Consider the following 15,041-nt stretch of genomic DNA (forward strand, 5'->3'; position numbering starts at 1 on the left):
GGAGGCTCCCCCACATGCTTGGCATCTCCGCGGGCGAAGCCCGCGGCAGCGTACGGCGTCCTCTTCCCGCCGTAGCCCGACGAGGAGGCCGTGCCCTCTCGGCTTCACAGGTGGATGGGCAGGTGGCGAGGTCCGCGGAGCATCGCGTTCTGCCGGTACGGGGGCGGGTCTTCGACCAGGCGGGCGCTGCCGAGACGGGGAAGCAGGGCGCCGAGCGCGGCATACGCCTCGACGCGGGCCAGGGGTCCGCCGTAGCAGGCGTGGATGCCGCTGCCGAAGCCGAGGTGCTGGTTGTCCGGGCGGGCGGGGTCGAACCGGTCGGGATCGCGGAACCGCATCGGGTCGCGGTTGCCCGAGGCCAACACCAGAACGACGGACGCGCCTGCGGGGACGAGGGTGCCGGCGATGTCGATGTCGGCGTGCGGGATGCGCTCGCGCATGTGGACCGGGGGCTCGTAGCGCAGCAGCTCCTCCACCGCTCGCGGGAGCAACTCCGGTTCCCGGCGCAGCCGGTCCAGCTGCTCGGGCTGGCGCAGGAGGGTGAGGGCGCCGTTGGTGATGAGGTTGACCGTGGTCTCGTGTCCGGCGATGAGGAGCAGTACGGCGGTTTCCGCGAGTTCCTCGTCGGTGAGCCGCAGAGCCGGGTCCGGCTCGTTAACGAAGGCGGAGAGCATGTCGTCGCCCGGCTTGCCGCGGCGTCGCTCGGCCAGGTTCAACAGGTAGCCGCCCATCTCCATCCGTGCCTGGTCGCCGGCCTTGTCCGGCTCGGTGGAGTCGTCGTCGGGCCTGACGTCGGCGGCGGCGACGAGCGCGTCGGACCAGGCCCGGAAGAGGGGTTCGTCCTCGTGCGGCACCCCGAGCAGGCGGCAGATCACGGTGACGGGCAGCGGATAGGCGAAGTCGTCGACGATGTCGATCTGCCGGCCCGCCTCGAACGGCTCCAGCAGTTCCCGGGTGATCCGGTCGATCTCGCCGCGCATGCCGTCGACCCGGCCAGGGCTGTGCGGGGGCCCGAACGGCCGCATGGCGAGGGTGCGCAGCCTGTGGTGTTCGGGGTCGTCGAGCCGCAGGAACGGCGGCTTGGGGGTTGCCTCGCCGCGGGTGCGGGGATCGGCACTCATCCGTGGGTCGTGGAGCAGCGCGGCGATGTGGTGGTAGGTGCCGATCAGGTGGCTGCCGTCGGCCTGCGGCACCACGGGACCGGCCTCGCGAAGTTCCGCGTACAACGGGTAGGGGTTAGGACGGCTGGCGTAGTCGGTGATCCGTGCCAGCAAGGTCGCGGAGTCCATGACGGCTCCTCGCAGGGGGCGTGATGGGGGCTACACCACCGTCAGCCGACGGTCGGGCAGGTGACCGGTGAGTGCGACGGTCGGGCCGTGGGACAGCACGGAGGGGGCCGGTACGGCGGAGGGGATCGGGACGTCGGCCGCGATCGCACGGTCCTGCGCGCCGGGCGGCGGCGGGAACGGAGCGGCGGTCTCGATCAGGTGCCGGTAGTAATCGAGCGCCTTGGCCATGTCGACGGTGACCGCTGCGGTGACCCTTCCCTGGTAGCCGTAGACCATCGCCAGACGGCGGGCCTCCAGGGAGCCCTGGGCGATGACCACGTGGTCGGAGTAGGTGGGCACGCCCACCGACTTGATGTTGAGCCCGAACTGGGTCGACCAGAAGACCGGGATGGCCAGGTGCGGGCGCTGCAGCGGCCCGGGGTTGACCATGTTGTGGGCCGCCACCTCGGCCTGCTCGACCGCGTTGCCCCAGTGCTCCAGCGACAGCATCTGGTAGCCGAACAGCGGGTGGGGGAAGCGGGAGACGTCACCGGCCACGAAGACATCGTCGGTGACGATCCCGTACATGTTGAAGGCCCGGCAGCCTGCGTCGCAGGCAATGCCGCGCGGGCCCGCCGCCAGCCCCGACTCCGCCAGCCACTCCACATTGCGGATCGCCCCCAGGGCCACGACGCACACGTCCGCCTCGACGCGGCTGCCGTCGGACAGCTGCGCGCCCGTGAAGCTGCCGTTGCCGTTCAAGGCGGTGACCGTCACCCCGGTGCGCAGGTCCACGCCGTGGTTGCGCTGCATGACGGCCGCGAGCTTGGACAGGGTGCCGCCGAGCGCGCCCACCAGGGGGGCGGGACCGCGTTCGGCGACGGTCACCTCAAGCCCCAGTTCCCGGCAGGCCGAGGCGATCTCCGAGCCGGTGAAGCCTCCGCCGATCACCAGCACCCGCTCCGGCCTCGCGGCCAGCCGCTCGGCCAGCCCCGCGCCGTCCTCACGCGTGCGCAGGGTGAACACCCCATCCAGGGCCCCTTCCTCCGGGGTGGGCCAGGGCCGCGCACGGGTCCCGGTGGCGATCAGCAGCCGGTCGTAGGGCAGGGACTCACCGCCTTCGAGCGACACCCGTTTCGCCAGCAGGTCCACACCGGTGGCGCGCACGCCGAGGCGCCACTCGGCACCCGGATCCCGCCGCATCGGCAGCTCGAGGGTGTCCGCCGTCGCCTGGCCCAGCAGCACCTGCTTGGACAGCGGCGGCCGGTCGTAGGGCGCATGGGGCTCGTCCCCCACCACCGTCAGTGAACCCGTGAACCCTTCCTCGCGCAGCGCCTCGGCTGCTCTCAGCCCGGCCAGCGACGCGCCGACGATGACGATGCGGCCGTCTTTCAAATCACCGGGCACCGGTGCTCACCTCTTCCCCCAGGAGGATCGCCTGCACCGGACACGCGGCCGCGGCCTGGCGCACACGCTCCACCTGATCGTCGGGCACGGCCGTGGCGTACAGCAGCCCCTCCTCGCCGTGCAGCTCGAACACCTCCGGCGCGAGGAACACACACTGCGCATAGCCCTGGCAGCGTGTGAGGTCGACAACGGTCCGCATCTCCACCACTTCTTCCTCCGCTGTCACACCCCCCTCCTCTCCAGCATGGGGCCAGAGCCGAGTCCCTGCATGCCTTGTGATCGAGAGCTGGTATTCGGGCCGGAAGGGTGAGGGGGAAGGAGTTGAACTCCCGGCGACGACGCCCCAGTTACCGAGAAGCGTTCAGGTGCGTCTCCTTCGACCAGGTGGCCCGGGTGACCCGAGTCACTGTCACCACCCTCCCATTTCCGTACGTCGTATGGTTATCCTGGCGGGGCGATTCCATACAGCGTATGGAACTGCTTGACGGACAACGCCACACAACGCCAGGCGCCTCACATCGCCTGCACAAGCAGCCGTTGATGCAGATCGCACCAACCGGAAGGAAAGATCATGAAGAAGCTCACGAAGCGGATTGCTGTCGCCGTTTCCTCCGTGGCGGTCGCGGGTGTCGCCGTTGTCGGTGCCGGGGGCACCGCTTCGGCCGCGACTCCCGCCTCTGTGCACGTCCAGCGGTCGGCCGAGGTCAACCTCACCGACTACCGCTGGGACCACGGCGTGGGTTACCTGATCGAGCAGGGCTACTGCTGGGACGGAGAGCATGGCTGGCACCACGACGACCATGTTGCCGGCTCCCTCTGGCACAGCCGCGACGGTCGCTGCTACCGCTGGGACGATGAGCGGCGCGAGTGGAAGTCCGACAGGTCCTACCGGCTCGACTGGAACCGCTACGAGAGCGACGGCCGGGGCTGGGACCACCATGACCGGAACCGCCGTGACCGGGGCTACCTCGGCTGGGACCAGTACGACCGGAACCACGGTGACCGGTAGGACGGGTCCCGCCTGTACCCCTGAGCGCAGGCCGTCCCCCTCGCCTTGATGCCTGTCGGCGGCAGGGATGCGACCGCTGGTCACGGATCAGCGGTCCCCTGCCCGCCGCCCGGACGGGTGATCGAGCGAGGGCCTGCTCCCTGCTCCCCTCTGAACCTGCCTGCGGCACCACCTCGTGCCACAGGCGCGCGTCGCCCAACTGCCGCGACGCCACGACCCGCGCGGTCCGCCGATGCTGTCCGGCACCCGGGCCCTGCTGAACACCTCCTGATTCGATGCGTGCTTGTCGCCACGAGCGCCGGGGCGCAGCCGAGGCAAGGGGGGTGCCCTTGGAGTGAATGCCCATGGAGTCCTCGAGGACCGTGGTCCGGGCGGTGACCGCGCAGCTCGTCGTCTCGCGCGCCTACTCACAGCCCTTGTGCATGCGGCTGCGGTACGAGCCTGCTGATCCCTACGTCGTCCGTGCCGCCTTTTTCGTCCACAGCGACGAGCCGGTCGAATGGGTCCTGGGGCGGGATCTTCTGGCTGACGGTCTGGAGGGTTCCGCAGGTCACGCGGACGTCCGGATCTGGTCGGCCGCAGGGCGGGGTGACGAGTCGATCTACATCGCCCTCGGTTCTTCCGGAGGCACCGCCTTGCTCGAGGTCCCCGTGCGGGACATCTCGTCCTTCCTTCAGGACACCCAGGCTCTGGTGCCTCGGGGGACCGAGTCCGGACTCATCGACTGGGACGCCGAACTGGCACACCTCCTCCCCCGAGGCTGACCGCCGACCATCCATGCTCACAAGTAAAGGAACCAGTGTCATGCCCCAGTACCAGCTTCGCGTCTACACCCTGCGCAGCTCCGACGCGCTCGCCGCCTACGAGAAGATCTGGGCGCACCACATTCCCGGTATGGCCAAGCACCGGATCACCACCCACGGCGTCTGGACGGTGCCCGCGGCGCCCGGAAGCGACACCCCCCGGCTCTCTACGCCCTCGTTTCCTACAAGGACGCCGACGACGTGCGGGAACGGCTGGAGGCATACCTGTCGAGTCCTGAATTCCGCGCGGACATGGAGGGATTCGACATCAGCCAGATCGTCGGCCTCGACGAGACCCTCCTGACGCCCACCGTGGACTCACCCTTGCGCTGACGGGTCAGCCTGCGACGAGTGACGCGGCCGGAAGGGCCGGTATCCGGCGGCCCTGCGATGGTGGTTCGGGTGTCGTCGATGGCGAACCACCAGTGGTGGCCCTTGCCGGCATCGACACCGACCCATGAGCAGGGCACCTGTGTGGTCATGTGCGTCTCGTCCGGATTCGGAGAGCATGCCGTTCCGGTCCAAGGACGGCTCTACCCCGCGTGACCCGGCCCCGGCAACCGCGGCCGGCGTCGAGGTGGGGACCGGGGCGCCCTTGCGACGGCACGAAGAACTGCTCCTGCGGGTGTCCTCGTGCCGATAGCCACCGGCCCCTCGCAGTAACCCCGTCCGTGCAGCCCCTTTGAATCCGGCGACAGCCCTTTCGACGGCCCTCCCCCGATGACTCGGAGCACCAGGAGTAAGACCCCATGAAATCATTGAGAACTGTGATCCAGGGGCTGCCTGTGAAGCTTGTCGGCGTTCATGCGACGTCCTTGCCCATGATCATGAATCTGCGGTACGAGCCGAGTGATCCCTATGTGGTCCATGCCGCATTCACCACCGGTGTCAACAGCGACGAGCCGGTGGAATGGATCATCGGGCGGGATTTGCTGATCGACGGCCTGGAGGGTCCCGCCGACGAGGGGGACGTTCGCGTATGGCCCGCCGGCGAGGAGGGCCGCCGCGACGTGTACATCCTCCTCAACCCGCCGTCCGGTACGGCCCTGCTCAAGGCCCCAGCGCAGGAGTTCAAGGCGTTCCTGCGGGAAACGGAGGCAGTGGTGCCCCGAGGGGCCGAGCTCGGCCACAGCGACTTCGACCGCTTGCTGGCGCACCTCCTCGCCGAAGGGTGAGTCCTGGCATGGTGCGACCTGAGGCAGGCACACGGACGTCTGCGCCTCGGAGTTCACCGCCAGGGTGAGTGGATGTCCGCAGTCGTGGCGCCGAGGGCGGCCAGGCCGAAGCCGGCCTCGGTCAGGACGTTCACCGCGACTCCGCGGCCGACCCGCCCCGGTGAGACCAGCCGCCACGCGACAACCCGCTACCTGCGTAGCATCGCCCACCTTCCCGCCCCCCGTCGCTCGCCACTCATCGGCAGGCTCTGCCGCAGGGACGGAGCGGTCAGCCGGAGTGCTGGCCGAGCCTGCTGAACTGCTCGACTCGTGGACGGCTACTGGGACGGGCGCTGCCCGAGGAAGAGATCGCGCTTGCGTGAGCGGCATCAACGCCGACCGTGCGCACGCTGGGCCCAGCTCCCCTGACCCTGACGCGCCGTACACCCCGGTGCAGCGTAACGTCGTCTTGTGGACTCCCCCGCGGACAGCCCGGTGTCCCGTGCCACGCGTGAGGTCAGCCTGCGGGCGGACCGGCTGATCCATGACGTCGAGCGGTACCTGTAGCGTGGAGTCCCCGAGGTCTGGGAAGACCCCCACGTAGCCCGCATGACGGCACAGAACGTCACCGAACACGTTCTCGCGGCATTGGCCGGCCTGGTACACGGCACCGAGCCGGACCAGATCGAAACGCCGGCCGCAGACCCGGACCGCGCGCCGCCTTGCTCGGCACGGGACACCCGTCAGCGTGATGCTGCGGTCCTTCCGGCTGGGGCAAGGTGTCATGCTCGACCGGCTACTCGAAGAGATGCCCCAGCTGACCGACGACGCCCAATTGATCAGTGCGGCGACGCGAAAGCTGATCGCGTCGATGGGCGGGTACGTCGATCGCATGTCGGAGCAGGGTGTGGCGGTCTACCAGCGGGAACGGGACCGGCGGCTGCAGTGGCGGCTGTCGTTGGCGAACGAGGCGGGCAGGCGCATCGGCACCACGTTGGACATCGCCCGCACAGCCCAAGAGCTGGCGGACCTCGCCACCGAGGATTTCGCCGACCTCGTCACGGTCGACCTGCTCGACTCCGTGCTGGGTCGAGGCCGGGTGCTACCGGAGTCGGTGACCTCGCAGACCAGAACGCTGTGGCGGATCAGCCGCGGCTCCTCCGGCTGACGGCAGAGCCGCCCCGGCGACCCGGACCGCGGTGCTGCCGTAACGACCGCGGACGTCAGACCCACTTGCTCACGACCGTTCCTTCGTCCAGCATCGGCCGTGGCCGGCTCAGAGCAAGCTCGTCGGGCACGCCCTCTGAGCGTCCGGCCCGGTGGTACAGGGTGGATCCTTGGGCGGTACCTGGCCGCCTACATGTGCACGACAGGTGCGGCGTTCTCGCTCTGCCGGGGCACACCCCGGCGGTAGAGGAAGGCGGTGACGACCAGGCCGGTGAGGAAGACGGCCGCCGACCACCGGTAGGCCGTGGAATAGCCCGCGAGGCCGGCCTGGGCCAGGACGCCCGGGTCCTTGGGATCGCGGCCGGAGAGGTAGCCGGTGGCAGCGTCGGATGCCATCGTGCTGAGCAAGGCGATACCGATGGAACCGCCTATCTGCTGCAGCGTGTTGACGGCGGCCGACGCGACGCCGGCATCGGTTGCCGCCACGCCGGAGGTCGCCAGGCTCATGGCGGGCGCGATGACCGTGCCGAGCCCTATGCCGACGAGCACCAGCTGCGGCAGTACCTGCGTCACGTAGCCGCTGTTCAGGTCCAGCCTGGTCATCCAGATCAGCCCGGCGGCCGCAATGGCCATGCCGAGCGGGACCACCGGCTTTGGTCCTGTGCGCGCCACCAGGACGTTGTTGGCCACAGCGGAGGCGGACGACGAGGCCACGATCAGGGGCAGGAAGGCGAAGCCGGTGTTCAGAGCGCTGTAGCCGAGGCTCTGCTGCAGGTAGTAGGTCAGGAACAGGAACACGCCGAACATGCCAGCGCCGGTAACGAACAGGGCGGCGAACGACGCCCCGCGATTACGGTCCAGCAGGACTCGCAGGGGCAGCAGCGGATACGCCGCCCTGCTCTGCCACCACACGAAGACGGAAACCAGTGCGGCGCCGGCCGCCAGCATGCCCCAGGTCGCCGACGAACCCCAGCCGCGGGTTTCGGCGTTCGAGAACCCGTAGACCAGGCAGAACAGTCCGATGGAGGCCAACAGGGTGCCGGGGACGTCGAGCCTGGAGGACGTGTCGCGCGGGGTGCGGTGCAGCAGGGCCGCCCCACCGACGAACGCCACCACCGCGAAGATCACGTTGACGTACATGGTCCAGCGCCAGTCCAGGTACTGGGTCAGCACGCCGCCGAGAATCAGGCCGATGGCTCCGCCGGCCCCGGCGACCGAGCCCGCGACGGTGAAGGCTTTGGCCCGTTCGCGCGGATCGGTGAAGGTGGTCATCAGGACCGACAGGGCGGACGGGGCCAGCAGTGCGGCGAACAGGCCCTGCACGGCGCGCGCGATGACGAGCACGGCGAAGCCGTTCGCCGCGCCTGCCACCACGGAAGCGGCCGCGAAGCCGACCAGACCCACCAGGAAGGTCACCTTCTGACCGGCCAGGTCCGCGATGCGGCCGCCGAGCAGCAGCAGGCTGCCGAAGGCCAGCGCGTAGGCGGTGACCACCCACTGCCGGTCGGCGTCCGAGAAGCCCAGGTCGTGCTGGGCGGACGGCAGGGCGATGTTCACGATGGTGCCGTCGAGGACACCCATCAGCATGGACAGCGAAACGACCAGCAGAACCCACCAGCGCCGCTGGTGCGACAGGTCGGGCACATTCACGGGTGCGGTCTCGGCGCCGCGGGCAGCGGCGGTGGCGTTCTGGGACATGGGGGCGGCCCTCCGAACAGCGGATGGGGATGGCGGAAGAGAGAGAAGAACGGAACGGATCGAGATCAGGTACGGCTCATCCGGCACGGGGCGCCACCTCGCGCTCAGGCGGCAGTGGGCGGCATGGCCGCCTCGGTGAACGGATGGCGCGGGTAATGCGGCTCGACGAGGCCGGCGATCTCACGCTTCGGGAGGGAGATCGGGAACAAGCCGACGACCCTGGTCATTCCACGGTCACGCGTCGGTGCAGCTGCCGTGCGGAGGCTGTGGAGCCACCCCGCCGGGCGGTGTACCCCGATGTGACGGGGGGTGGCTCCCGCAGGTCGAAGCCTGAGATCGCCCGTCTGCGGACGCGGCTCAGGGGCCGGCGCCTGGGGCGAAGCGCCTCAGGAGGATTGACTCAAAGGCCGGCGCCCCGGCCTTCACGATCGCCGGTGAGCCGGCTTTCCAGACCCGTGATCAGCGTGTCCATCACGAGGCGGAACATGTGGTCCTGGTCAGGGGCTTCAGGAACTACGTCCGCAGAGCCAGGATCTGCATCTCCTTCCCCGTCCTCACCGTCGTCAAAGCCGGAGGGCTTGAGGGTCGACCACTGGTGGAGCGAGCCGTTGAGTTCGGCGGCGAGGACACCGATGACGACGGCGGCGATCAGCGCGGCGATCTCCGGGGCCTTCGACCGCGGTACGCCGGCGGCCGCCACGATCGTGGTGAGCGCGGTCCAGAAGGGGTCGTCGGGCTGGATGAAGTCGGGCTGGTGGCTGAACGAGTAGGCCATCAGCTTGGGGTGACGGTGTGCCAGGGTCCGGAAGTCCGTTGCGAGCAGACGGATGCGCTCCTGCCAGGGGGCGTCCTCGAGCGTCACGGTGCGGAACTGGGCTCCGACCATTCTCGTCACGCCGCGCAGCACCGCTTCCTTGTTCGGCACGTGGTGGTACAGCGACATCGGGTTCGCGTCGAGCACGGTCGCAAGCTTGCGCATGGTGAGCGCCTCGACACCGTCCGCGTCGATCAGCCGCAGGGCGGCGGCATAGATCCCGGCCTCGGTCAGAGGCACGTCTCTCTTCCTTGTGCCCCGCGGGGGACGCCTCGGTTTTTCCATACCACGTACGATATCAGTTCCATACACCGTATGGGACTGATCGTCGCCACAACGGTCGCACCTCCGTCCGAGTTGCACCTTGCTTTCCGTACCGCGTATGGTTCTATTCCATACGGCGTATGTTTCCGTACGGCGCCACGGCATCGACCTGCGCAGCGCGCCCTTGCCCACCCCTCCACGCAGAGGAGCAAGACATGACCACGCACTCCGCGAACGACCTTCGCCCCATCCGGTCCCCGCACGGGATCCCGATTCTGGGCCAGCCGCAGATACCCGACACTAACCCGGTGGCGTACTTCGCCGAGCAGTCCAAGCAGTTCCCCGAGGGCATCTATAGCGTGGACCTCGCCGGCCAGGAGAACGTCTTCGTCTACGACCCGGACCTGATCACCGAGGTCTCCGACGAGACCCGTTTCGGCAAGTCGATCTTCGCGCCGCTGACTCACGTCCGGGACTACACCGGCACCGGCCTGTTCACGGCCGCCGACGACGAAGAGGTCTGGGGTATGGCGCACCGGATCCTCATGCCGGCGTTCAGCCAGCGGGCCATGAAGGGCTACTTCGGCCAGATGCTGGAGATCGCCCAGAACCTGGTCGGCAAGTGGGAGAGCCGAGAGGGCCAGCCGGTCAAGATCACCGACGACTACACCCGGCTCACCCTGGACACCATCGCCCTGTCCGGGTTCGGCTACCGGTTCGACTCCTTCGAGAAGGAGCAGCTGCACCCCTTCCTCCAAGCGATCCTCGAAGCGCTGACCGAGTCGATGCGGCGCACGCAGGAGCTGCCGTCGATGACCGCGCTGCGGGTGGACGACGACAAGCGGTACCACGAGAACATCCAGCTGATGCGGGACCTGGTCGAAAATGTGATCAAGGAGCGCCGTCAGGGGAAGTCCAGCGGTGAGGACGACCTGCTGGGCCTGATGCTGGAGGCCACCGACCCGGAGACCGGCAAGCCGCTGGACGACGACAACGTCCGCGACCAGGTCGTGACCTTCCTGATCGCCGGCCACGAGACCACCAGCGGTCTGCTGGCGTTCGCCACGTACTCGCTGATGCGCAACCCGCACGTGCTGGCCCAAGCCTACGCCGAGGTGGACCGGATGCTGCCAGGCGACACGGTGCCGGACTACGACACCATCATGAAGATGGACGTCATCCCGCGGATCCTGGAGGAGACCCTGCGCCTGTGGGCTCCCATCCCGCAGATCATGAAGGCCCCGATCGAGGACACCGTCATCGGCGGCCAGTACGAACTCAAGGCGGGCACGAAGGTGAACCTGCTGATGGGGCCGCTCCACACGCACCCCAAGGCGTGGGACCGCCCCGAGGAGTTCGACATCGACCGCTGGCTGCCGGAGAACCGCGCCCAGCACCACCAGCACGCCTACAAGCCGTTCGGCAACGGCCGTCGTGCCTGCATCGGCCGGCAGTTCGCGCTCACCGAGGCCAAGCTGGCCCTGGCGCTGGTGCTGCAGAAGTTCAAGTTCTCCGACACCACCGACTACAAGATGGACGTCCGCGAGGCGCTGACCCGCAAGCCCGGCGACTTCGAACTGGTGGTGCGCCAGCGTCAGGAGCACGAGCGGGCCGTCTTCAGCGTCGCAGCCCTGGACAGCGACGAGGCCCACGAGCAGGCGCAGGTCAGCGGTGTCGGCGTGAACCTGACCGTCGCCTACGGCTCCAGCCTCGGCTCCTGCGAGGACCTGGCCCGCACCATCGCCGACCGCAGCGAGCGCTCCGGCTTCGGCACCACCCTGGTGAGCCTGGACGAACTGGGCGACAACCTGCCCACCGAGGGCCTGCTCGCCGTCGTCGCCGCCAGCTACAACGGCAAGGCCCCCGACAACGCCCAGCGCTTCGACAACCTGCTCGCCGCCGGGCTGCCCGAGGGCTCGCTGAAGGATGTGCGGTTCGCGCTGCTGGGGGCCGGCAACACCCAATGGGTGGCCACCTACCAGGCATTCCCCAAGCGGATCGAGGAAGGTCTGCTGGCCGCCGGAGCCACCCCGATCGTGGAGCGCGGCGTCGCGGACGCCGCCGGTGACTTCGACGGCATGGCCACGCGCTGGATGGACAACCTGTGGGCCACCCTGGCCGAGGAGTACGCCGCCGACACCTCCCAGGCCAGCGGCCCGCGCTACCAGGTACAGCTGCTCACCGAGTCCGACGTGCGCCCCGCCATCGTCTCCGAGCAGGCGTACCCGCTCACGGTGGTGGCCAACGAGGAGCTGGTGGCGGACGCCACCGGCCTCTGGGACTTCAGCATCGAGCCGCCGCGCCCGTCCGCGAAGTCCATCACCGTCGAGCTGCCCGAGGGCGTCACCTACGACACCGGCAACCACCTGGCCGTCTTCGCCAAGAACGAACTCGCCCTGGTGGAGCGCGCACTGAAGCGGCTCGGCGTCGACTACGACCAGGTGCTCCGGCTCGACATGCCGACCGGTGGCCGCACGCACCTGCCGGTGGGCACCCCGGTCACCGCCGGCATCCTGCTCACCGAGTTCCTGGAGCTCCAGGACGTGGCCACCCGCTCCCAGATCCAGACGCTCGCCGAGCACACCGAGTGCCCGTGGACCCGGCCGCAGCTCCAGGCGTACACCGCCGACACCCAGGAGGCCGAGGAGCGCTACCAGAAGGAGATCCTCGGCAAGCGCATCTCGGTGCTGAACCTGCTGGAGCGCTTCCCGGCCGTCGAACTGCCGCTGGCGGTCTTCCTGGAGATGACGGGCCCGATCCGCCCGCGCTTCTACTCCATCTCCTCCGCCCCGTCGGCCAACCCCCGCCATGTGCGCCTGACCGTCGGCCTGCTGGAAGGTCCGGCCCTGTCCGGCGACGGCCAGTACCGCGGCACCTGCTCCGCCTACATTGCGGCTCTCGAGCCCGGGGACGTCGTCTACGGCTACGTCCGCGTCCCCTCCCCCACCTTCGCACCGCCCGCCGACCCCGCCACCCCGCTGATCCTCATCGGCCCCGGCACCGGCATCGCACCGCTGCGCGGATTCCTGGAGGAGCGGGCGACGCAGCACGCGAACGGCACCCAGGTGGGCGTGTCGCAGGTGTTCGTCGGCTGCCGCCACCCGGAGCACGACTACTTCTACCGCCAGGAGATGCAGGACTGGGAGCAGACGGGGATCGCACAGATCCACACCGCCTTCTCCGCGGTGACCGGCCACCCGGCCCGGTTCGTGCAGAACGCCATCGCGAACGCCGCCGACACCGTCTGGCAGGCCATCCAGGACGGCGCGTACATCTACGTCTGCGGCGACGGCCGCCGCATGGCACCCGCTGTCCGCGAGGCACTCGCGGCCATCCACCGCCAGAAGACCGGCAGCGACGACGCGACCGCCCAGCAGTGGCTCGCCCAGCTGGAGGCGGACGAGCGCTACCAGCAGGACGTCTTCGCCTGATCCCCCAAGACGCCGGGAGGCGTGCGGCCCCGTCCTGCCACTCCCCGCACGCCTCCCGGCCACCACAAGCCATGCAGAGACCCTGTGGCACCGATGTCCCGAACCGTCGGGCGGTGCCGCTCACAGAAAGCAGATCGTCATGGACACCATGCTCGCCGGACGCTTCCACCTGGACAGCAAGAAGTTCGCCGTGGAAGAGGTCCCCATCCCCGTACCCGGTCCGGGCGAGGTCCTCGTCGAGGTGAAGGCCGCCGGCGTCTGCCTCTCGGACGTCCACCTGCTCGACGGCTCCCTCGTCCCGCTGTTCGCCACCTCCGACACGGTCACCGTCGGCCACGAGGTCTCCGGCGTCATCCACACACTCGGCCCCGACCTCAAGCGCGGGCTGCCGGTCGGCACCCGCGTCACCCTGGAGGCCGGCAAGACCTGCGGCACGTGCGCCGGATGCGTGCGCCGCCGGCCCTGCACCCAGATGCTGACCGCCGGCATCGACTACGACGGCGGCTGGGCCGAGTACGTGGTCGTCCGCGAGGACACCCTCATCCCCATCCCCGACAGTCTCCCCTTCGACCAGGCGGCGATCATCCCCGACGCGGTCTCCACCCCCTACGCCGCCGTCGTCGCCACCGCGGGCGTCCGTCCGGCCCAGTCCGTCGGCGTCTGGGGCGTGGGCGGCGTCGGCGCACACAACGTACGCCTCGCCCGCCTGGTCGGCGCCGCCCCGATCATCGCCGTCGACCCGCTGCCCAGCGCCCGCGAGCGCGCGCTGGCCTTCGGCGCGGACCTCGCGCTGGACCCGGCGGCCCCCGACTTCGCCGACCAGGTCCGCGCGGCCACCGGCGGACGGGGCCTGGACTTCGCCTTCGACTGCGCCGGTGTGCCCGCCGTCCGCGACCAGGCCGCCTCCGTGCTCGGCCTGGGCGGCTCGCTGATCCTGGTGGGCATCACCCCCCGGCCGCTGACCATCACCGAGGGCCTGACCTTCAACTACCTGCAGAAGCAGGTCCGCGGCCACTACGGCGGCAGCCCCGAGTCCGTCTCCGAACTGGTGCAGCTGACCGCGGCCGGCCGTCTCGACCTGGCCCCCTCCATCACCGACCACATCCCGCTGATCGACGCGGCCAACGCGGTCAGCCGTCTGGAGAACAAGATCGGCGACCCGATCCGCCTCATCCTCGTCCCCTGACGCCCGTCAGCAGGACACCAAGCCACCCTGGGCAGGGGTGAGTGGGCGCCGGTGCGTGAGGGAGCACCGGCGCCCACGGTTTCCCGCCAGCGAGAACTCGTGGAGATGGAGCCATGCACACGACCGACGCCCCGCGCCGCACCCCGCAGCGCAGCGACGCTCGCTCTTATCGCAGTCGCATCCTCGCCGTTGCTCGGCAGAAACTGCGGGACGACCCCGACGCGAGTCTCGACAGCATCTCTGAGGCGGCCGGCGTCGCCCGGCGCACCCTCTACGGACACTTCGCCAACCGGCAAGCGCTGATCGCCGAGTTGACACAGGAAGCAGCCCAGGCGCTTCAGCCTGCTCTCGCCGCAACCCGTATCCCCAGTGCTGATCCGCTGGAGGCAATGGCGCGGATGGCCCTGACGGCATGGGCGGTGGGCGACCACTACCGCATGCTCATCTCCTTCGGCCGCCGCCATCGGGGACAGGAGGCGATCCGCGCTACCCTGGCACCGGCCCGCGAAGAGGCCATCGCGACCATACGACGTGGCCAGCATGCCGGCGTGTTCGCAGATCACGTGCCCGCGCCTGTCCTCGCCCAGGCGCTGGAAGCCCTGATGCTGGCCCTCGCCGAGGAAAACTCCGCCTCCACCTGGGCGGACCCCACGGGTGAGGCCGCGGCGACCGCGTTCCTCGTCGCCGCCGGCGTAGCACCGCAGATCGCCTCGCGCCGGGTTCGAGCCGTGTTGCGTGAGCAAGCGGCTCTGATGCGGCTATGACATGGCGGAAGACCGCCTGGCTGCGGTGGGCGAGCGGGCCCGGCGATCCGGACGGACAGCCCACAGCCGTTACCGC

At 69.5% G+C, this 15,041-nt stretch carries 12 protein-coding genes and 2 pseudogenes; 9 read left to right on the forward strand and 5 right to left on the reverse strand.

The window, feature by feature from the left end; genetic code table 11:
• Positions 1–104: 104 nt before the first annotated feature.
• The 3 genes from ACZ3TS_RS26435 to ACZ3TS_RS26445 are packed head-to-tail and all read right to left on the reverse strand — an operon-like array spanning position 105 to position 2,874.
• The gene (locus ACZ3TS_RS26435) at positions 105–1,289 is read right to left on the reverse strand and encodes a cytochrome P450 (protein ID WP_467622454.1); all 1,185 of its coding nucleotides are present in this window, start codon (positions 1,287–1,289) and stop codon (positions 105–107) included.
• Between the two features lie 30 nt (positions 1,290–1,319).
• Complete coding sequence (locus ACZ3TS_RS26440) at positions 1,320–2,675, reverse strand: NAD(P)/FAD-dependent oxidoreductase (RefSeq protein ID WP_467622456.1); 1,356 nt, start codon at positions 2,673–2,675, stop codon at positions 1,320–1,322.
• Entirely contained in the window at positions 2,665–2,874 is a 210-nt protein-coding gene (locus ACZ3TS_RS26445) for a ferredoxin (RefSeq protein ID WP_030176846.1), read from the reverse strand. The genes ACZ3TS_RS26440 and ACZ3TS_RS26445 overlap by 11 nt, the downstream gene beginning before the upstream one ends.
• Positions 2,875–3,246: 372 nt before the next feature.
• Between ACZ3TS_RS26445 and ACZ3TS_RS26450 the strand changes: the two genes are divergently transcribed.
• The 6 genes and pseudogenes from ACZ3TS_RS26450 to ACZ3TS_RS26475 all read left to right on the forward strand — a co-directional run.
• Complete coding sequence (locus tag ACZ3TS_RS26450; RefSeq protein WP_467622458.1) at positions 3,247–3,684, forward strand: hypothetical protein; 438 nt, start codon at positions 3,247–3,249, stop codon at positions 3,682–3,684.
• 344 nt (positions 3,685–4,028) lie between these two features.
• A complete protein-coding gene (locus tag ACZ3TS_RS26455; protein ID WP_467622461.1) occupies positions 4,029–4,448 on the forward strand; it encodes an SsgA family sporulation/cell division regulator in 420 nt (139 codons plus the stop codon).
• 40 nt (positions 4,449–4,488) lie between these two features.
• A pseudogene (locus tag ACZ3TS_RS26460) lies at positions 4,489–4,617 on the forward strand (NIPSNAP family protein); the annotation flags it as partial.
• Positions 4,611–4,820: an NIPSNAP family protein gene (locus tag ACZ3TS_RS26465; protein WP_467622563.1), complete on the forward strand. Its 210-nt coding sequence runs from the start codon at positions 4,611–4,613 to the stop codon at positions 4,818–4,820. The pseudogene ACZ3TS_RS26460 and the gene ACZ3TS_RS26465, both read left to right, overlap by 7 nt.
• Positions 4,821–5,236: 416 nt before the next feature.
• Positions 5,237–5,662: an SsgA family sporulation/cell division regulator gene (locus ACZ3TS_RS26470; protein WP_467622462.1), complete on the forward strand. Its 426-nt coding sequence runs from the start codon at positions 5,237–5,239 to the stop codon at positions 5,660–5,662.
• A gap of 721 nt (positions 5,663–6,383) precedes the next feature.
• Positions 6,384–6,809, forward strand: a pseudogene (locus ACZ3TS_RS26475) (RsbRD N-terminal domain-containing protein); the annotation flags it as partial.
• Positions 6,810–6,997: 188 nt separating this feature from the next.
• On the opposite strand, the gene ACZ3TS_RS26480 reads toward ACZ3TS_RS26475, so the two are convergent.
• Positions 6,998–8,506 carry an MFS transporter gene (locus tag ACZ3TS_RS26480; RefSeq protein ID WP_467622465.1) on the reverse strand — a complete coding sequence of 503 codons (1,509 nt, stop codon included), beginning with the start codon at positions 8,504–8,506 and terminating at the stop codon, positions 6,998–7,000.
• Positions 8,507–8,906: 400 nt separating this feature from the next.
• Positions 8,907–9,560: a TetR/AcrR family transcriptional regulator gene (locus tag ACZ3TS_RS26485; protein ID WP_467622467.1), complete on the reverse strand. Its 654-nt coding sequence runs from the start codon at positions 9,558–9,560 to the stop codon at positions 8,907–8,909.
• 239 nt (positions 9,561–9,799) lie between these two features.
• Between ACZ3TS_RS26485 and ACZ3TS_RS26490 the strand changes: the two genes are divergently transcribed.
• The 3 genes from ACZ3TS_RS26490 to ACZ3TS_RS26500 all read left to right on the forward strand — a co-directional run bounded on the left by ACZ3TS_RS26490 (position 9,800) and on the right by ACZ3TS_RS26500 (position 14,965).
• Positions 9,800–13,015: a bifunctional cytochrome P450/NADPH--P450 reductase gene (locus ACZ3TS_RS26490; protein WP_467622469.1), complete on the forward strand. Its 3,216-nt coding sequence runs from the start codon at positions 9,800–9,802 to the stop codon at positions 13,013–13,015.
• A gap of 139 nt (positions 13,016–13,154) precedes the next feature.
• Entirely contained in the window at positions 13,155–14,201 is a 1,047-nt protein-coding gene (locus tag ACZ3TS_RS26495) for a zinc-binding dehydrogenase (RefSeq protein WP_365294296.1), read from the forward strand.
• A 113-nt stretch (positions 14,202–14,314) separates the two neighbouring features.
• Positions 14,315–14,965: a TetR/AcrR family transcriptional regulator gene (locus ACZ3TS_RS26500; protein ID WP_467622472.1), complete on the forward strand. Its 651-nt coding sequence runs from the start codon at positions 14,315–14,317 to the stop codon at positions 14,963–14,965.
• Positions 14,966–15,041 lie beyond the last annotated feature (76 nt).

Source organism: Streptomyces sp. NPDC022910 (assembly GCF_055561075.1).